This window comes from Desulfomonile tiedjei, assembly GCA_016212925.1.
Taxonomy (GTDB): Bacteria; Desulfobacterota; Desulfomonilia; order Desulfomonilales; family Desulfomonilaceae; genus JACRDF01.
This window is the reverse complement of sequence record JACRDF010000027.1, coordinates 44,875-64,262: the sequence shown is the minus strand read 5'-3', so window position 1 is coordinate 64,262 and position 19,388 is coordinate 44,875. Positions and strand designations below refer to the sequence as shown.

Below are 19,388 nucleotides of genomic sequence, written 5' to 3'. Positions count from 1 at the left end.
ACGGCTCTCTCCCTAATTTGCTCGTTTGAACGCACTCCGCTATTGCAACCAGTTTCAAAAGCCTTACTGGAGTGAAGGAGACATCGGAGTGTTCCACACCTGCCCATTGTCGCCCACGGCGGCAATGGAGCAAAATTATGGGAGTTTTTGGGGAGGGGTCTGGGGAGGGCCTTTTTGCAAAAAGGGCCTCCCCGGAAGCTCTTCCGGAAATTCCCCGGTTTTGTGCTCTTTTTAGGCCGCGGCCGGGTCATCCTCCCACAGGCCGATGCGATTGCCCTGGGGATCCAGGAGCACCGAATACCAGCCTGCTCCGGGAACCGGTTTCTTTTCAACAGCGACTGTTGCGCCCAGTTTTTGAGCCTTTGCCAGCGCGTCAGGAATGGACGCAACTTTGACGTAATTGACCGGGGTATGTTTCGCGTCCTGACGGGCAGTCAGCCCGCCTCTAGGCATTTCTTGCGCCATTTGGATCTTGTAGTATCTGAATGCGCCGGGGATCTTCTCAAAAGTCCATCCGAACATGTCCCGGTAGAACTGCTGCAAGGATTCCGGGTCATCCGCGGGTATCTCGAAGAAACAGACTGTGTTCATCATTTCTCGCCCTCCCTGCAATATTGATTTCAAATTTCGTAGCATCAGGCGATGTATTCCAGAATATCGTAGCCTTTTTCCTCAAGGGCCTTTTTGACGGCCTCAGGATGGTCGGATTGCGCTCGGAGCACGACGCGGACCTTGCCACTCTTGCCCTCCGGAACGGTGAATATGGCCCGGGCCGTGGTGTGGTTCTCCTCCACTATTCGGAGTATTTCAGCGAGGGTTCCCTGGTCAAGTGTAACGTTGCTGAGAGTGATCCGTATCCGTTCCTCGCCCGCCTCCAACAGCTTGAAAAGAGTCACGAAAATCTCACGATCCGATACTACGCCGATGATCCGGTCCCCATCCATCACAGGGAAGCTGCTCATCATAAGCTCTTTGCCTTTGATCAGGATTTTCTCGACTGTGTCGTCTTTAGAAACAGTTACAGGCATTCGAACCATGAGGTCCTTCACTTTGAGCTTGTTGCAGAAGTAATTCATTTCGCAAAGATCGCCGCTACCGCTCACGCACAACGCTGCCTCGCTCAGGTCTCTGCGGTGGAGGACCCCACGGAGACGCCCGCCGTCGACCACCGGGAGGATTTTCAGATTGTGCTGACGAATCAGCAATAGCGCTTCAGTGGCCAACGCGTCACTGGAAATGGAAACGTGGGCCGGCAGCATCCAATTGGTTACGAACATCGGCGCCTCCCTTGTGATGAGGCCATCGGCTTGGGCCGTGCCATGGTCCAAAAAATCGGCACTGGTCGCGTTGGAGTTGTGAGGGCACGGAATGCCGTGCCCTTACCAAAGGCGCTCACGATGGTGTTTGTTCGACCATAACGCAGCATTGGAACACCCGGCGCTAATGCGATGTTTTCAACTCCGGATGGGGAAAGATCTCCAGGCAAGCGGTTACCACAGACTCCGCGAAAGCGTCATCTTCCAGATTGCCGTCGACCTCACGAATAACCACTTTTGGGCTCACACTCTCCTTAAGGGCTTTGAGGAACAGCCAATCATCCTCTCTGGAAAACATGTGACTGGCCGGCCGATCTACGGCCGACCACCCTTGTGTCGGAAACAGAAAAATCGTAGGGCCGAGGGATGCGCTGAGCTTATCGGCAAAAGTCCGGGCCACTTGTTCCATTTCCTCGACAGACAGCCGCAAGAAAGTGCGCAACTCGTCCATATCGAACTTCTTGCGCTGGTGGTACTCCGGCTTGTAGCGCGATTTGCGAGGACTCATGAGGTTGACTCCTCCGGGTGCTACCACCTGGGGGATACCCAACTTGCCGGCAGCAGTCAGCCGCTCAGGTCCGGCCGCTCGCATTCCTCCGAGGAGTTCTTCCCCCACTCCTCCGGGCGCCAGGTCCACCACCCCATCGAAGAATTTCAGGCCGATCATGTCCTCCATTGCCCTGTCACAGACGCCCGCGGCGGAGAACCCGATGACCTGGTAGCCCTCTCGCTCGAGGCCATGCCGGACGTGATGGGCACACCTCTCTGTGGGTCCGAACATAGACATTGCCACGAGCGGCCTGCCATCCCCGCGGACGGATTGCACCGTCAAAGGCGCCACCTTGGCCATGCCGGCTATAGCTGAGGCCGCCCTATCCAGCACGTTACGCAACGGTGCTGTAAGCCCGGAAATCTCTATAACCGTATGGAATATGATTATGTCGCCGGTCCCGATGTACCGAGTTGAGAGCCCGGGCAAAGCCGCTGTGGAAGACACCATCAATTTTGGGACACCGAACGCTATGGACCTCATGACGTCCGTGGCCATAAGGCTCCCTGTGGAGCCGCCCAACCCGACGATCCCTGCCAGCCTCCCCTGTTCCAGGAGATCCTTCGCGATCCTTATGGAGCCGTCTATCATCTGTCGGGTGATCTTCTTGCGCTCCGTGGAAGCGCGAATGTCCTCGATGTTCGCTCCTGCCGCCCTGGCTACTTCCTCCGGGGTGATGTCAGCCTCCGGGGAACTGCCGGACATGCCCATGTCCAGCACGAGAACAGTCGCTCCTTGGTCGCGAATTCTGTCCCTAAGATATAGCGTCTCCACACCCTTTGTATCGAGAGTGGATAACAGCAGGATCATGCTTTCCATCACACTTTTCCTTCAGCAGCGAGCTTGTCCTCTATGTCTTTCTTGAGAACCTTCTTGTCGATCTTTCCCGAGTCACCGACAATAGGCATGGCGTCGATGATTTCAAGGCGTTCCGGCAACTTGAACATGGCCAGTTTCTTGGACTTCAAGAACGAGACCATGTCCTCGAAGGTGACGTCCTCGCCGGCTTTCGGCACAACGTACGCACAAGCCCTTTCGCCATACTCTTTGTCCGGCATCGCGACAACAGCGATGGAGCCAATTTGGGGATACTCGTTCAGAAGTCCTTCGACCTCCGCTGGGTAAATGTTTTGTCCGCCCCGGATTATCATGTCCTTCTGGCGGCCCATGATCCATATGCGGCCTTCTTCCAGCTTGACGATGTCGCCCGTGGTGGTCCAGTTGTCATTGTCAAAGACTTCTCTCGTCGTCTCCGGGTCCCGCCAGTACCCGGCCGGCGAATGAGGGCCTCTCAAATAGAGTATTCCAGGCTCTCCTTCCGCTACCTCCTTTCCATTTTCATCGAGCAACTTGATCTTGTTCCCTCGAAGGGGCTTGCCAACGGTGCGTCGCCTTACATCGCCCGGATCGTCCACCGAGCAGCCGGATACCGACCCGACATCCTGCGTCCCAAGATCGGATGTGATTCGACCGCCCAGGCGCTCTTCCGCCTCCATGGCTACTTTTGGCGGCAGATAGCCGCCCGCGGAACGAATGAACCTGAGAGAAGAGAGGTCGTATTTGGAGAGGTCCTGCTCCAGCATGCGGATGATATGGGTAGGGACGACTCCTATGGCCGTGACCTTCTCTTTCTGGATCACCTCCAGCGCTCCCTCGGGTGTGAACTCCTCCAGTAGCACTATCTTGGTTCCAACCAGCGGAGCAGCGAAGTACGTCAGGGTCCCGGCGGCTCCACCTGCGAAGGGTGCCACAGCGAGGGCCACGTCGTTCCCCGTGAGCTGCCAGATTTCGACACGACACTTGGAAGTCATCAACCGTGGGGCCAGAGGCCACTCGACAATCTTTGGCAACCCCGTGGTGCCGCTAGTGCTGGTCAGGGCGCCGACGTCCTCTGTGGAATGAAAGCGCCTCTTTTCAAGAACCGTTCGGTCCAGCTTTTCTTCCCACGGTTGCCTGGCAATCTCCATGAGCGAGTGAACGTCTTCGGGATAGGGAGCGGGGATAGTCTCATCGAGGAGAAACGTGTACTTTAAATTCGGGAACTCCTCCTGGATTTCCTGAACCATTTCGAGGTAATTGAACTTCCGATAAATTCCCGGAACAATTATCGCCCGAGGATCAATCCTCCCGATAATGTGCGCAAGCTCCTTGTGCCTGAGGTAAGGCATCACGGTGATGTTTATCAGCCCTGCCCTCTCGCATGCGATCCGTGCCAGGAACCCGTAAGCGCAGTTGGGCGACTGAAGGATAACCCTGTCGTCCCTCTCCAGCCCCAACGAAATCCACGCCAGGGCAAAGCGGTCCATCAATTTTGCCGCCTCAGCCCAGGTAACCCTTATGGAGGAATCCACCAGGGCCTCATTGTCAGGCTTTTCACGTGCATTCTTGAGCCAGAAGTCGGTAAACGTCTCCTGTGTCCAGAGCCCCTGTGACTTGAATTCGTCTATGATTTGATCGGTATATCGGATCGGCTTCATGAGGAAGCTGCCTCCTTTGCAAAGCCCCGTTTCCTAAAGGCTGGATGCGAAGCGGTGTTTCAAACAGGCTTCCCGATTGTCGGCCGCGACTGCCGGCCGTGCACCGCTATGGTCTAGTCCTCGAAGCCGTAGTCCTTCCATTGAGAAAGGACCTTGGCTTTCATTTTTTCGTCTAGAAAGATCTCTATGGGCTTCCTTTCCCACTCGTATGGAGTGCACGCGTCCAAAATGATTCTCGACGTGATATGCCGCGCATTAATTGGCAGGGCTGGATCCAGTGGAGTGGAGCGCCCTCGGTCGATGATCTGGGCATCACGCTTCGGATCGAACCTGACGGAAAGGGCCCACATCACCCTGTCCCAGTCGTCCGCGGGTATATCGTGATCAACGACGATGACTCCCTTGACCCCATAATGGCCGGTAGTCGTTGCAATCACCGCGTTGCCCGCATGATTGGAGTGACCCGGATATTTCTGTTCCACGGAAACAACGCACCAATAGCGCCCCGTGGACTCGGGAAGGAAGTAAACCGATTTGATCCCCGGTACTTTCATGGCCTCAAGGTCGGTCCACAAGGTGGCGGTACGATTGAGAGATTGAATCATATGAGTGTCAGTGATCGGTTTTCCGACCGTGGTCGCCCAGAAGATAGGCTTTTTGCGGCGGAGTATCCTTTCGACATGAAGCACTTGCTTCGGCCATTCTTCTCCTTTGGCGCCGGAGTAATAACCGGTGTATTCGCCGAAGGGGCCCTCTTCCCTGAGATCTTCGGGATCAACCCACCCTTCGAGTATGATTTCCGCGTGCGCAGGCAGCTTGAGGCCTGTCAGGTCGCTGATGAATACTTCGCAGGGTTCCTGTCTGAGAGTGCTGATGATGTCGTATTCATCCACCTGGGCTGACACCAGGGTCGATGAAACGAGAAAATGGACCGCGTCCGAGCCTATGACCGCGGCCGCGGGCATCTTTGTGCCGTCCTTCTTGTGCTGGTTGAAGTGGAAGTCCGCGTGCTTGCCTTTGATGATCTGGATGCCTGAATGGTTGCGATCGTGGATCTGCATCCGGTAGGTGCCACAGTTGGTCCATCCGGTTTCCTTGTCCTGGGTAACCACGTAGTGCGCTGTGCCTATGAATCGGCCGCCATCCAATGGATTGAAGAAAGGCGCAGGGAGGGCCTCGATATCAACGTCCTTGCCCTCTATGACCATCTCGCAGACGGGGCCTGATTTAACAATCTCGGCCTTGACGGGTTTCTTGGTGGTGAGCTGCATCCATTGGCGAGCCATGTCGCAAATGGAATAGTCAAGAGGCATCTCAAGCGCGATGGCAAAACGCCTGGCGGTTGTGAAAGCGCTCGTCAGGACGGGGATGTCGTAACCCTTGATGTTCTCGAACAAGAGCGCCGGCCCCTTGCGTTCTTCGCTGAGCTTGGCGATATGACCCAATTCCAGGTGCAGATCCACCTCCTTCTTAATACGCAGGAGTTCTCCCTCTTCTTCGCACCTCTTAATGAAATCTCTCATTTCCTTCATGGTCCAGTTCTCCTTGAAAATCTTGTTATTCGGCTTTAGCAAGCGTTACCGCGGCCTGATGCCAATGCCCGGCCAAACAATGAATGATCCGCTGAGTCAAACACGGACCTGCCGAGGCCCAGGTCCGTGGCACCCCTGGACCGACATTGATGGGCTGTTGGGTGCCACTGACCTGGGCACCGGGCCTGGCGGCGTCCCGTCATTCCGGCGGAAGCCGGAATCCAGTCCCGCGAAAAGCGGGATTCAATCGTGCCTTCTTATCGCAACTTCTGGACCCCGGCTTTCGCCCAGGCGTTAACTTAAAGGTCGTCCTCCCCAGTGTTCCGGAGGAACACCTGAGAGTAGGCCGGCGATTTATCGCCGGCTCAGGCACAAATCAAAAAATTCTTTAGTCCCGGTAGGGACGACCGATCGGTAAGCTTCCTCAATAACTTCTTCGGCCGTCCCTCTGGGACTACGGGTCTCTTTAACCCCTTTCCCGGCGATGAATCGCCGGGCTACTTTCGTCTCGTCCCTCTGGGACGAAAAAGGTTAGGCACTAAAGTTAGCGCCTATGGGTTTTCGCCGGGGTGACGGAGAGCCTCTCGTTGTTGTTAACCCATAAGCCTAACTGCTGGTGAAACGGACATTATTCTTTTTGGTACCGAGTACGGCTTCAGCTTGCCTTTTGGGGCGTACTTCACCCTTCGCTCCTTGAGGAGCGCTCCCCTTGTCCTATCGGGACCGGTAAACACGGGCGTAAAGGCCCCAGTCCAACCGTATTTCCTACCTGATCTTTTTCCCCGCGAGGAGCCCGGCCACAATGTGTTCCAGCGCGCTCTTCTTGGGCTCGACGATGGGCTTCACCTCTTTTTGGCTCCACACCGTTTCAGGCCGGCCCTGGAGAATGAACACCTCCCCTTTGTACGGGAGTGATTTTTCCGTAGCCCATTCGATGTCCATGGGCTTTCCGTAGTGCTTCTCTATCCGTTTGGCCAGCTTGGCCAGATCCAAGATCTCCGCGTCCAGGAGGCTTTGCTGCACCCGGCGCTCAGCGTCGACTTCCAGTTTTTTCACCTCATCCGTCTCTGGATCGGTAGTGTAGTAGACCGCCTTGTCAGACACGGTCTTCTTTGTGATTTCCATTGTGATCTTGTTAACCTGGAACTGATCCGGAGTGACCTCTCCGGACACCACGCTCTCCCCATAGCCCCAGTTGGAATCGATAACCACGGTTGCAGGGTCGCCTGTCGAGGGGTTCAGAGTGAACATCACCCCTGCGGTAAAAGACCTGACCATCTTCTGGACGGCCACACTTATCAGGACCTTGGAGTGATCGAAGCCCATCTTGATCCGGTACGAGATGGCCCGAGGCGTGAACAGGCTCGACCAGCACTTGCGTATCTTGTCGAGCAGATCGTCCACTCCTCTCACCCAAAGGTATGTATCCTGCTGGCCGGCAAAGCTCGCGTTGGGAAGGTCTTCCGCAGTGGCCGACGATCGGACCGCGACTGGAGCCGCTGGGGTTCTGGCCCTTCGAGACAGCAGTCGGTAGTGCTCAGCTACAATGTCCTCCATTGGCAGGCTGATGGTCCCGGCTTCTATCCAGGATCTAATGTCGGCCGAGGCGCTATTGACTTCATTGATGTTGAGTTCATCCAGATTGTCCAATCTTGCCAATACCTTCCGCGAAAGGCCGTTTTCCTCCAGGAAATGCTCATAAGCGTCGGTGGTGATCGCATAGCCTGGAGGAACGGGGATCTGTGCTCTTAGCAGTTCGCCGAGGCTGGCGCACTTCCCTCCGACCCTGTTCACCATGGTCAGATCGCATGCCTCGAAAGGGAGCACGCATTCGCGGATTTCCATGGATAGATCCTCCGCCCTTGAAGGCTCACGAGATGATGTCTATTTCCCCTGTGGCCCCATCTACCCTGATCCTCTGGCCGGTCTTGATCCTCGATGTCGCCGAGCCCGTCCCCACCACCGCGGGGAGGCCGTATTCACGACATACGATGGCGGCATGACACATGACACCGCCCACATCGGTCACCGCTGCCTTGATCTTCTGGAACGCGGGCGCCCAGCTCGGCGAGGTCGTGGTAGCCACAAGGATCTCTCCTTCTTGGAGTTCTGCAATTTCCCTGACATTACGGCAAACGCGAGCCGGACCCTCAACGGTCCCCGGTGAGCCGGCGAACCCGACGATCTTCGAGACGTCCCCTTCCTTTATCGCTTTTAGCTTGGCCCAATTGGCCATGGACTCGGAAGTGATTCCCCAGAGCAGAATGGTGAAGGGCTCGTTAATCATTTCAGGAACCGTGCCCATAGCAGAAGGCGGAGTCCATTCCCGGAACCTTTCCATGCACTGTTTACGCCAGGCAATTTCTTTGGGCCAAACGAGAGGTCCGCGTGGTTTGCAGCCTGTGGCCCATGATGTGACCACGTCCCAGAGTGCGTCCTTGATCTCTGCACGGGTCATGAACCACATGTCCTCGACATCCGTGATGAACTGGAATTCCAAAAGGATCTTGGCCACGTCTCGCATCTTGTTCCAGAAGATGCTGTGGAACCAATGCTCCACGTAAAACAGGTGGTTCTCGACGTAAGGGAAAACGGTCCTGGCTTGAGTCAGCATCTGATCGAAAGTAGCCCGGTCCTCGTCTGTCTTGAGCAGCGCCCGATAGCCTTCAGTCAACCTATCGCGTTCCTCCTGCACTTTCCGCATGGGACGCTCGATAGACTCTCCAGCCTTGAGCTTATCGATGTAGATGTTCATGAAGGAGAGAGGCAGGTTCAAGTCGTCGTTCCAGGAAAAATCGGTGTGATACCACCCGGTGCCGGAAGACACATAGAACCACGGATCACGAGCCTTCTCGAAAGCCTCCAGCCACTTCTTGCCGTTATCCGAACCCTGCATTGCCTTCAGCACGGTCTCGCAATCGCCTTTCCGGCAGAGGTCGTCCACGCCTAATTCAACGGCAAGTTTTGCCAGTTTCTTCAGTTCATCGTCCGGCCTGTACATAATCACGTCGATTCCACTCACCATCTGGGTAAGCTTCTGCGGGGGCGTGTCCGGGAAGGCCTTCTGGCAAAAATCCATAAAGAAAACGTACGCCGCATACCCCAGGTTCAGGAACTCGAAGTGGTACTGCCAGCAGAGGATGCCGAGGTCTATGAGCTTGTCGTAGGCATTGAGCAACCTGTAGCCGGTTGAAATCCCCTTGCCCTCGAAAACCACCGATTCCTCTTCCATTTCGGGTAGGGTCGGGATCTCGATGTCGACGAGTTGCTGAATAATCCCTCGCATCTTTCCTTCCCAGGCTTTCTCGAGATCAACCCAGTTCTGGTAGTAGTAACCAGCGCGTTTCATGAACTCTTCCACGCGCTTGGGGATCTCTTCCTGGTTGGTCACCGGCAGAGGCGTGATGTAGATGTAGCCGTTGACAATGCGGTGATCGATACCCTTTGCCGGCGGCACAATGAAAATACGGTTGTTGTACTGTGACAATGCCAGGAACCAAGCCTCGTCCCAGATAATGTCAAAGGGATACATGGGTTCCGGATAGTGCAGCCCGTCGTAGAACCAGAACATGCCCTCTTCGTAACTCTTTCGTTCCAGGTTCTCGGTGCTGAACTGATAGTGATTCGGGTACATCCGCTCCCATCCGTCGGTTCCTGGAAGTCTTTCCACCTCATGAGGACTAGGGAACTTTAGGTCAGCCATCTCTCCTCCTCCTGTTGGTTGGGGCGGGTGTCAGGCTGCCATCGCGAAGAGTGAAACCCCGCGTTTCGCGGAAATTCGGGCTTCCGCCCTCGCAATGACATTCTTTCGCCACCCATGATGGGATCGTTACAGGGCCGCACGCATCGACTGCGCTTTCACCAATCTCAAGCCAAAGTCGGTTCTCCGACTGATTGCCCTTCCCGAACTTCCAGTTGCCATCTGGTTCCGAAGCCGGCTTCATTGTTAACGTAAAGGATTCGCTCCGGCCGGAAGAGGTAGAGTTCGATTTTTGACATCTTCTTGGCCACGCTCACGCCAACGGACAGAGGGGACGAGAAGAACTCGCTGACAAAGGGATAGCGTTTCAAATAAAGCGATAGAGCACGACCGCGGGCTGATCTGCCGGAAACCGGCTCCACGCGGCCGTTCATTTGTAATCCTTTAATCTCCTTCCATCCTCGATAGTCGCCATGTATGGTCGCGGCTGCGGTGGGTTTTTCCGAAATGGCCTTGGAGTGCCTCGATGTCCGTGATGAGAAGAAAATCAAATCCAAACCGTCGCGGGCGTAGAAAACAGCTGCCGCCCAAGGTTGGCCCTCGGAAGTGCACGCCAAAGTCATCGTAGTGTAAGAGTCCATATAGCCGGTCACTATCTGCTCCAGCTCTTGCCTGTTCATCCGCCTCCCCAACGATCGAAAAGCTCGTGGTTCACACCGACCTGGTCCAGGGCTTTGCCCACAGTCTGATTTATGATGTCGTCAATGTTTCGCGGATGATGGTAGAAGGACGGGACCGGAGGCAAAATCACGCCGCCCATCTCCGTGACGGCCGTCATGGCCCTGAGGTGTCCCAAATGAAGAGGGGTCTCTCTCGGCATGAGAACCAACCTGCGCCGCTCTTTGAGGGTCACATCCGCGGCTCGGACAAGCAAATTGTCGTTGAGCGACATTGCGATCATGGAGAGGCTTTTCATGGAACACGGAGCGACGATCATTCCCTCTGTTCTAAAAGACCCGCTGGACAGCGGAGCAGCGAGGTCCTCCGGAGGATAGGCCTTGTCGGCCAGCCCTTCCACCTGCTCCGGGCTCATGGATGTCTCAAGCTCCATTGTGATGCGTGCCCCGCGGCTGATAATCAGATGAGTCTCTATCTCCTCGATGTCCTTGAGGACTTCCAGGACGCGGACGCCGTAAATTACTCCGCTGGCGCCGCTGATTGCGACAATGATTCTTCTCAAGCAAATCCCTTTCTGCTATTCCGAGGCCGGTTTGAGCTTTCATTTATCCTACGGCCCGGAACAGCCACCAAAAAGAGTTGATGGTACCCCGTCAAGCGGACACCGTCTTACTCTCCTAATGGGAAGACGGTACGGTCATACGAGGACATGCCCGTACTTTTAGCACAGAGACCCAGTGAAATTGCGGATTATGATAAGTTGCTAAAAAAGTCGCCCAAGAACCTGCTTCTTAATACTGCCGAAGGCGTTCAGCCTTGATTGCTCGCATCGAAACAGAACGGGACCGGAGGATTGAAATTCTATTCATGAGAATCCGGGAAGTAGCGACCCGAAGGTGGGCCACAAGTCTGCAATAAATAAAATTCTCAAGTAATCTTGTATAGAAGTCAAGTCATAAAAAGTTATGGATCTATTAGATTAACTTATACTACAATGGTATCATCCTTCTTTTCCAGGTCACCCATGAACCTCAATCATCTGGAGACATTCCACCACTTCTGCCGATACCTGAACATGAGCCGGACCGCGGACCACCTTCATATCACGCAACCGGCAGTGTCTCAGCAGCTTCGCTCTTTTCAGGCTGAATGCGGGGTTCAACTGTTTTACCGCCAGGCCCAGGAGTACAAGCTGACGGAAACAGGAGAGGCCCTGTACTTGCTGACCAAGCGGATCTTCCTGCGAATCGGGCAGATGGAGGACTTGCTGGCGAAAAGAAGGGAAGACACTTCCGAGACGCTTAGAATCGGCATTACCAAGGCTTACGCGCGCATCATCATGCCGGACATCATTGCCAAGTTTCAGCAGAAATACCCGAGAACACACGTTAGCCTCAGTGAAGGGAATTCCGCCGATCTCCTGAACAGGCTGCGCAGCAGGAAGGAAGATCTGGTCGTGGTGGCTCGCCAAGAATACGGTTCGCAGCTTAAGGCTGTTCCGTTTGGCAAGGCTGTGTTTATGCTTGTGGCCAGACCGGATCATCCTCTGGCGCTTCAGGGAACTGTATCCATTCAGGCGCTGAATGGGGAATCCATGATCACCCGGGAACCCGGCTCAGGGTCCCGCAACGCGATCATCCAGACGCTTAAACGCTATAACGTTACCCCTTCGGTCCTGGTGGATTCCGAAAGCCTCAGCTTCATACTCAGTTACATAGAGCGGCGTATGGGCGTTTCATTCATCCTGTCCCACGAGATAGACCAGGAGCTGGCTCAAGGAGTGCTCAAGCAAATACACCTTGTGGAAGGCGAAATAGCCTTCCAGTCCGACATTGTAATGCGCCGCGATGAGCCGGTCTCTCTGCCCCTGGGCTATTTTCTGGAAATCCTGAAGAAACACGGGGAAGGGTTTCTGCCTCAATAAAAGCCCGTGCAGGACGTGGTGACCCCGTGCGGAAGCCGGGGCAACCGCATCGGTTTTGCGAAAGAGGCTGCCGAGGGAAAGCGAACAAAAATGAAAGACAATGACAAACCGGAAAGTAAGTCAGATGACGAGCCATTGTTTGTCTTGAGGTACCGAAAGTTCCATGTGCTCTTAAGAGCATTTTGCTTTGCCGTACTCGCTCTATTTTTGGGTGGAATGTCTTTCATTCCGCCATACACCGGCCCGCTGGACTTACTTTTTAGACCTTTTTCTGTCTTTCTGTTTCTTGTATTCATTCTTTCACTTATCGATCTGCTGCTCTTTAAGGAAGTGCGGCTCCACAAGGACAGGATCGTCCTAGTTCGGAGATTCACGGGGCAAATCGGAATAGATCTTGGGAAATTAAGGTTGGTGAACACTTCCACTGGAATGGCTAGGAAAAGTTTCTTCAAACAGGATGCCAGTTATCTCTTGGCCTGGATTTTCAGCGTATTTCTTTTCAGAGGTTTCTCTTACTACGAAGATTTGGCGGACCCGCAGGATGCAAGAAAACTTAATGCCTTTCTGGCATTAATGTCAGGGAGAAAGAGCACAGAACTCAATCAACCGGGGATGATGTTCAGATTTATTAAGGAGGGGGCCAAACCACTAGTTGTAGACCTACACGCGCTCGATGATGCTTTGTTTCAGGACGCGGAGCCGACTGACTTCGACCGGATAGCAAATATAGGACTTCTAATAGTAGGCCTGCTGATAATGCTGGGAAACGCGATACTCCTGTGGCCTTTCATCCGGTCCGCCTTTCGATAGCCGCGTAGGATGCGGTGAGCGAAGCGAACCGCATCGCTCGCGCAAAAAAAGAACCCCCAAGAGAGGTTCGCCGATGACCGAATACCGCCGTGCCTGGCTGCCCGGAGGCACATGGTTCTTCACAGTCAATCTTGCCGAACGGCTGGGGAATCGACTTTTGGTCGAGCGGATCGACTTATTGCGGGCAGCATTTCGAAGCGTTCGGCTGCGACTCCCCTTTCAACTGGAAGCGGTCGTCGTTCTGCCGGACCATCTACATTGCATATGGACGTTGCCGCCTGAAGATACAGATTTTTCGAGCCGCTGGAGCTTGATCAAAGGCCAGTTCTCCCGTGCAATTGACAAAGGGGAACGTATCTCTCAAAGCCGATCTCAAAGAGGTGAACGCGGCATTTGGCAGCGCCGCTTTTGGGAACACCTGATTCGGGACGATGAGGATTTTAACCGGCATGTGGATTATATCCATTGGAATCCGGTCAAACACGGATGGGTTCGCCGCGTGGGTGATTGGCCACATTCCAGTTTCCATGATTATGTGCGGCGTGGTTTGTATCCGGAAGACTGGGGTGGTGAGGATATTGCTAGCCTTGAAGCTGCGGAGTGACTCGAACGATGCGGTTCCCGCTGGTCACCGCATCCTACGGGAGCTAATCCTTCACCGGTGATGCTGTCTCATCCGCTTTTGTTAGGGGAAGAGAAGCCTGGCACAAGGAACCCACCCTGGGGGAAAGGCACCCCCGCGGGTGAAAGCCCATGTAGGATGTGGTGAGCGAAGCGAACCGCATCGCTCACGAGAGCCCCGCAACGGAACGACATGGTTCCCGCTGGTCACCGCATCCTACGTGCGGTTTCCTGATCGCCTCCTCGCGCCCTTTACCTTCTTTCTCCCGGTGTTGCCAGGGCCTTTATACCCATTATGTCAATGAGTTTGTTGATATCCGTGGTCTTTAGGTTCATGCCGCCTTCTGACATTGGCAGCAACACAATTTTCTTGTCCTGGAGGGCCTCCGCAATTCTCAGCTTTACCAGGGCCTCGCCTCCCGAGCCGATAAGGGCTTTGTTCATTTGCCGGATGCCTTCGGCCTCTGCGACACCTTCTGCCCTGGTTGCCTGAGCCAAGAGCGATTGTTTTTCAAAGTAAGCGTCAGCCTCGATCTTGGCTCTCCGAAACTCGCCATCGACGTTGGCCACCAGCTTGTTGACTTCACCCTTGGCGTCTTCAAGCTTTCGCTTGTATTCCTCGAAGGCCACGTGCTGGGCCGACCTGTTCTTTTCGACCCTCTGGTCCGCAATCTTCTTGTCCTCAATGGCCTTCTGGTATTCCTTATTGAACCGGTAGTCTTTAGTAAGAACCCGCTCCACGATAATACCCATAGGGCCGAGGATCTCCTGCATCACCTCTTTGGCAACCTGTGCCTTGGCTTCCCTTTTCGCGGCCACGTAAAATTCCTCGGTCTTCAGCTCTCCGAAGATGTCTCTCGGCTTGCTCCTTGCCACCGTCCTCACGACCTTCTCCCGAAGAGTTCGGTTGTCTTTGGCCACGTACTGAAGGATATACGGCGCCTTGCTGGGATCGATCCGGTAAGCGATGATCACGTCCAGGCCGATGTCGTTCCCATCAACGGTCTTGAAGAGCAGATCATCCCGCGCTTTTCGATCTCCCGTGGCCGGGTTCATCGTCATCTCCAGGTTCTGGAGTTTGGTGTCGAAGGTGTGCCAATCGTTTACAAAGGGCAGGAATAAATAGGTAGAACCCGGCGCATACACCTTGTCTTCAACGCCTTTTTTGGCGAATACCCCCAATTTGATCGTCCTTACTCCGACTTCGGTCCCACCTGTGGTTCGCGGAACGCACCCTGCGAACACCATGCAAGCCAGGAGGAGTGCCGACAGCAGCAAGCGCTTCATTTGGCACCTCCTTTGCGTACATCAAACAGGTTCAAGGTCTTGCCGAGGCTCAGCGGGTTAACGCCGTTCGGCCCATCGCTTGGCAGAATAATCGTATGCAACCCTTTATACACGTCGGCCATTTTCAGCCCAACCATGCGCTCCGCGCCCTCGCCTTCCAAGGCCTCATTCTTGAGTTTGACCCGCTCGGCCTCCGCGATCCTCACCAGCAGGTCGGCTTCGGCCTTTTTCTTGCGGACATAAAGGTCTTTTTCAGCCCTCTTCCTGGTGACGTAAGCCTGCCCTTCCTCCATCTTTACCGCTACCGTGGCTTCGCCTTCCTGGGTGATCTTCTTTATGATTGCCTCTTCCGTGGCAGCCCGTGCTTCAGCCTGGTTCTTGAACACAAGCTGGTCTTTGAGCTTCTTTTCCTCAATGTTCTTTTGAATTTCGTTACTGTATTTGAAATAGCGCACCATGACCTGTTCGACCTTGATCCCCTTCGGATTCAGCTCCCGGTTCAAGATCTCCTTGGCGGCATTGGTTCTCTTCACACGAAGCGGGCTGTTGTAAAACTCCTCGGTGGTAAGCTCACCCAGGGTTGCCTTCAGGATCGGCTCGGCCTTGGGGATGATTCCATTGTCCTCGTACAGGGTCCCGGGGCCTATCATGGTGAAAACCAAGTACGGATCGGCAATTCGGTACAGGATCGACACATCGACATCAACGAAAAAGCCGTCCGAGGTTTGGATGTGGGCCGCTTTTTCTTGCCGCGAGGCGAGAGCCGCTGTCTGCGGAGTATTAGTGAGTTCCAGCACCTGGACTCCCATGGGTAGGCGGTGCATCTCGTGCATGCCCGGAACCACCGCGTAAAACCCCGGACCGTAAACCTCCTTATGTACACCACGGTCAGCCCCGAGTCGCACCACCTTGATGCCGAACTCTTCGGGTTGAACATAGACCAGACAGACTCCGTACAAGATGATTACGAGGATCAGGATTGCGATCAAAAACTTTCCCTTGTTCGGGAATTTCGGGACCGTGTAACGGTTCTTGAGTTGCTCCAACCGAAGCGCTATTGCCTTTTGCGGTTCCTCCATCAGTTTCCCCTCCACTAGCGGGTCTTTGTGGGCCTAAGCCTTCCAGCTCATGGTATTCGGCCGGTTCGGGGGCGTAACCCCTCAGTTATGTGCAAGAATTGGAATCGTATATTAGGAATCAGCTGCAGTTGCCCGTGCGGTCTACACCCAACTAAACCATTACCTCATCCGCGGTTCGCGCGCAAGCGGGAATCCGGAAGGAATTGTGGTGGGTAAAGAGTTCGATGCCTACATTTCGATGAGGTCAGTACAGCGGAACTTTCCATCATGACCCGGCCTGCCAAGCCCGGGTGGGATGCGGCGAATGAAGCGAACCGCATCCTACGGGTTCTCCGTTCGACGATCGTTGGTTCATTCAAGTCGCTCCAATTTGACTGGATGGACTCTCACCTCTTGGGGTCCCAAGCTTTAATAGCTTTCTCAACACCTTCCGGACCGAGAGGTGCGGCTAATGACTCAAAAATAGATGCGAATTCTGCGACTTTCCCTGAGGTTTCCAGCGGGTCCGGTTGACCGAGGATGAATTGTACATTGACCATTAGCGTTGTTCCAATTTTGGCGTAGGTGGCGCGTTCGTCTTTGCCCTCACCTTCAATATAAGCTTTAATGGCTTTCTCAACGCCTTCCGGACCGAGCGGTTCAGCTATCCGCCGAAAAGCGGCCGCAATTTGTACTAAGTCGGCTGAATGGTCTTTCCATGAATTCGCTTGATTCATGGAATCTATGAGGTGCGTTAACACTGCTCCAATCCAGGAATACCCTTTAGAATCTGGCATTTCTTCATCTCCTTGGAAGCTTACCGGTCTTTGGAACATCCGACACTGAAATATTTTATACGTGTCGGTTGCAAGGCGCTAGGATTTTAAGAAGGGGTTGGAACTGCGCTTCTCCTTGCGGTCTCGCCAACACGCAACATTTCCCTACAAGGAGGGGCGCGGAGCACTCAGGCACAAACCCACCAAATCATCTATCACTGCCGTTCCCATGCAAACTACGGTATCGGCCCCACCCCAATAGATCTTCACAGTGCCGTCGTCTTCGGGGATCGCTCCACACGTGAAGACCACATTGTGTACATAGCCCGTCACCTCCCACGGGTCCTCGGGTTGAAGAATCCACTCGTCGGCAACTCCCAGAATCTTTGCCGGATCTTCAAGATCGTGCAGAGCCGCGCCCAGTCTATAAATTGCTCCATCCATGGTTTCGAACACTCCGTGATAGATATGAAGCCACCCTTTGGATGTCCGAAAAGGCGGCGCTCCCGGGCCGATTTTCATTTGATCCCAATGGTACGGGGCCGGCTGCATGATCCGGCGAGAATCCCCCCAGTGGATGAGGTCGGGAGAATACGAAATCCAGATGGACCATGGCGCTATCTGCGTGTGCGGACGGTCAAGACGAGCAAATCGTCCTTGAAACTTCGCTGGGAAAAGCGCCACATTGCGATAATCCGCTTGCGTGATCAGAGCTACTCGTTCAACGGACCTAAAATCCGAAGTCTTGGCAAGCCCTATTCGTACGCCATGCCGGGAATAAGCGCTGTAAGTGACCAGAAAATCACTGTCAATTTGACATATACGAGGATCTTCAATTCCGAATTCTTCGTACTGAGCGAAAAGGCCTTTTGTAGCGGGAACCATAAAGGGCTCGGGGGCGACAACAAAATTACAGCCGTCTTTGCTAGTCGCTAATCCAAGTATGGAACGGCCATTTCTGAGATGCGAACGGAATACCAACATGTATTCACCACGGAATTTGACTGCCGCTGCATTATGAACTGTCTCAACCGGGTATGGGACATGCCCCTTGGTGAGGATCGGGTTCCCTTCGAAGCGACTCACCATGGGCTTTTGGGGGTACATGGCCATTGGCTACTCCCGGCCGAAGTCGTCTTCAAAACGTTCTATGTCATCTTCGCCGAAGTAATCACCTGTTTGTACCTCGATGAAGACCACATCGCTGGTGCCTGGATTGAAGATGCGGTGTCTCGCATCCATGGAAATCCGTATAGAATCACCCGGACTTAACGGAATCTGTTCATCGCCGCGTGTAACAATTGCTCGGCCTTGTACCATTGTCCAATTCTCCCGCCGGCGTTGATGGCTTTGTAAACTGAGTCTCTTGCCCGGATAGACGACAATGCGTTTAACCTTGTGATCCGGAAAGTCGGAAAGAACCTCATAGTATCCCCATGGACGACGATCTTCTGTCAAAGTTTCTTGGAGGATCCGATCGTACACTTTCAAGTAATCCTCGACCATGCGATCTCGCGAAAATCGCCTCTCTGCGACTTCCCGGCAATCAGGACGGGATATGGTGTGGATCCTCTTTACTGCGTCGGCCGCCTCGGTAGGGCTCGATACAAGGAAACCATTAACCCCGTCCGTTATGATTTCCGGCATGGAACCCTTTGAGAAGGCTATTACCGGTGTGCCACATGCGTTGGCCTCGACAACGGACAAGCCGAAGGGCTCATCAAAGCTAATCGGGTGCAAAAGGCACGCCGCCCCGCCAAGAAGGTCATCCCTGCGGTCTGGGCCTACGCTTCCTATATATTTTACATGGTTGCCATCCAGGTGCGGCTTAACCTCAGCTTCAAAGTATTGCTCGTCCTGAATTATTCCCGCGATCAACAAATCCTTGTTCGCCAGTCGCGCTATCTCAATGGCTTCCCGAGCGCCTTTGTCAGGATGAATTCGGCCAAAGAACAGAAGGTATTTTCCACCGGATGGGTTGAAAGTAAACTCCTCCACGTCTATTCCATGGTGAATGGTTGCAATATAGGTAAGTTCCGGTGACCGATCTGCATCGCTGATAGACACATAATAACTTTTCCCGTCGTATTTTTTGTAAACGGGCAGAATCTTTGCAGAGGAGAAGCCGTGGATGGTGGTGAGGACCGGCCTTGTCACAACACCCGAGTAGGTGAGAGGCAGGAAATCAAAGTGATTGTGGATCAAGTCAAAATCTTGAGCTTTCTCGAAAACCTCGCTGATATGAAGAGATTCCCAAACCTTCGGAATCAGTTCCTTGTCTTCCTCGTAAGGTCTTGGAACAATTGCGTGAAGTTTGCCACCTGTTTTCGAATCTGCCGTGGCAAAAAGTGTGACGTCAATCCCTCTCGCAACAAGACCTTCCGTAAGAAGGGAAACAACTTGTTCCCATGGTCCGTAGTGTCGGGGAGGAGTTCGCCACGCTATCGAAGACAACATAGCAATACGCATACCGAAAACCTCCTTGAGCAGGCGGCTTTGTCATTATGTTACCGTTTTGTTTATCACAAACAACAGATAAGCACTTCTGGTACAAATTGGCGCATTTGTTATCTATTAAGTTAGTATTGGCCGAAAGCCGCGGAATGTCAAGCTCCCTGTCTGAGCTGACTGCGCTCACGCCCCTCAGCTATCCGCCCTG

The 19,388-nt window shown here is 54.0% G+C and carries 17 protein-coding genes; 3 read left to right on the top strand and 14 right to left on the bottom strand.

Annotated elements, in window-relative coordinates:
• Positions 1–231: 231 nt before the first annotated feature.
• From HY913_12525 to HY913_12485, 9 genes are all read right to left on the bottom strand, one after another.
• Positions 232–594 (bottom strand): lactoylglutathione lyase, encoded by a 363-nt coding sequence (locus tag HY913_12525; protein ID MBI4964096.1) that lies wholly within the window; start codon positions 592–594, stop codon positions 232–234.
• Between the two features lie 41 nt (positions 595–635).
• Positions 636–1,277, bottom strand: a complete 642-nt coding sequence (locus HY913_12520) for a CBS domain-containing protein (GenBank protein ID MBI4964095.1) — start codon at positions 1,275–1,277, stop codon at positions 636–638.
• Positions 1,278–1,440: 163 nt separating this feature from the next.
• Positions 1,441–2,685 carry a Tm-1-like ATP-binding domain-containing protein gene (locus HY913_12515; protein MBI4964094.1) on the bottom strand — a complete coding sequence of 415 codons (1,245 nt, stop codon included), beginning with the start codon at positions 2,683–2,685 and terminating at the stop codon, positions 1,441–1,443.
• On the bottom strand, positions 2,685–4,343 hold the full coding sequence (locus HY913_12510) for an AMP-binding protein (protein ID MBI4964093.1): 1,659 nt from the start codon (positions 4,341–4,343) through the stop codon (positions 2,685–2,687). The genes HY913_12515 and HY913_12510 overlap by 1 nt, the downstream gene beginning before the upstream one ends.
• Before the next feature lie 113 nt (positions 4,344–4,456).
• Entirely contained in the window at positions 4,457–5,875 is a 1,419-nt protein-coding gene (gene ppcB, locus HY913_12505; GenBank protein MBI4964092.1) for a phenylphosphate carboxylase subunit beta, read from the bottom strand.
• A 765-nt stretch (positions 5,876–6,640) separates the two neighbouring features.
• Entirely contained in the window at positions 6,641–7,720 is a 1,080-nt protein-coding gene (locus HY913_12500) for a phenylphosphate synthase subunit beta (GenBank protein MBI4964091.1), read from the bottom strand.
• A 25-nt stretch (positions 7,721–7,745) separates the two neighbouring features.
• On the bottom strand, positions 7,746–9,578 hold the full coding sequence (locus tag HY913_12495; protein MBI4964090.1) for a PEP-utilizing enzyme, mobile region: 1,833 nt from the start codon (positions 9,576–9,578) through the stop codon (positions 7,746–7,748).
• Positions 9,579–9,742: 164 nt separating this feature from the next.
• The gene (locus HY913_12490; protein ID MBI4964089.1) at positions 9,743–10,255 is read right to left on the bottom strand and encodes a pyridoxamine 5'-phosphate oxidase family protein; all 513 of its coding nucleotides are present in this window, start codon (positions 10,253–10,255) and stop codon (positions 9,743–9,745) included.
• Positions 10,252–10,815, bottom strand: coding sequence for a UbiX family flavin prenyltransferase (locus HY913_12485; GenBank protein MBI4964088.1), 564 nt, complete (start codon positions 10,813–10,815; stop codon positions 10,252–10,254). The genes HY913_12490 and HY913_12485 overlap by 4 nt, the downstream gene beginning before the upstream one ends.
• 462 nt (positions 10,816–11,277) lie before the next feature.
• Here HY913_12485 and HY913_12480 point away from each other — a divergent pair, with 462 nt between their 5' ends.
• The 3 genes from HY913_12480 to HY913_12470 all read left to right on the top strand — a co-directional run bounded on the left by HY913_12480 (position 11,278) and on the right by HY913_12470 (position 13,591).
• Complete coding sequence (locus HY913_12480; GenBank protein ID MBI4964087.1) at positions 11,278–12,177, top strand: LysR family transcriptional regulator; 900 nt, start codon at positions 11,278–11,280, stop codon at positions 12,175–12,177.
• A gap of 90 nt (positions 12,178–12,267) precedes the next feature.
• Positions 12,268–12,987, top strand: coding sequence for a hypothetical protein (locus HY913_12475; protein ID MBI4964086.1), 720 nt, complete (start codon positions 12,268–12,270; stop codon positions 12,985–12,987).
• Between the two features lie 73 nt (positions 12,988–13,060).
• Positions 13,061–13,591, top strand: a complete 531-nt coding sequence (locus HY913_12470; protein MBI4964085.1) for a transposase — start codon at positions 13,061–13,063, stop codon at positions 13,589–13,591.
• A 269-nt stretch (positions 13,592–13,860) separates the two neighbouring features.
• On the opposite strand, the gene HY913_12465 is transcribed toward HY913_12470, so the two are convergent.
• The 5 genes from HY913_12465 to HY913_12445 all read right to left on the bottom strand — a co-directional run bounded on the left by HY913_12465 (position 13,861) and on the right by HY913_12445 (position 19,198).
• On the bottom strand, positions 13,861–14,895 hold the full coding sequence (locus tag HY913_12465) for a prohibitin family protein (protein ID MBI4964084.1): 1,035 nt from the start codon (positions 14,893–14,895) through the stop codon (positions 13,861–13,863).
• A complete protein-coding gene (locus HY913_12460) occupies positions 14,892–15,974 on the bottom strand; it encodes an SPFH domain-containing protein (GenBank protein ID MBI4964083.1) in 1,083 nt (360 codons plus the stop codon). Before HY913_12460 ends, HY913_12465 begins: the two co-directional genes overlap by 4 nt.
• Positions 15,975–16,360: 386 nt before the next feature.
• Positions 16,361–16,750 (bottom strand): hypothetical protein, encoded by a 390-nt coding sequence (locus HY913_12455; GenBank protein ID MBI4964082.1) that lies wholly within the window; start codon positions 16,748–16,750, stop codon positions 16,361–16,363.
• Positions 16,751–16,894: 144 nt separating this feature from the next.
• A complete protein-coding gene (locus HY913_12450; protein MBI4964081.1) occupies positions 16,895–17,836 on the bottom strand; it encodes a glycoside hydrolase family 130 protein in 942 nt (313 codons plus the stop codon).
• A 9-nt stretch (positions 17,837–17,845) separates the two neighbouring features.
• Positions 17,846–19,198, bottom strand: a complete 1,353-nt coding sequence (locus HY913_12445; GenBank protein MBI4964080.1) for a glycosyltransferase — start codon at positions 19,196–19,198, stop codon at positions 17,846–17,848.
• Positions 19,199–19,388 lie beyond the last annotated feature (190 nt).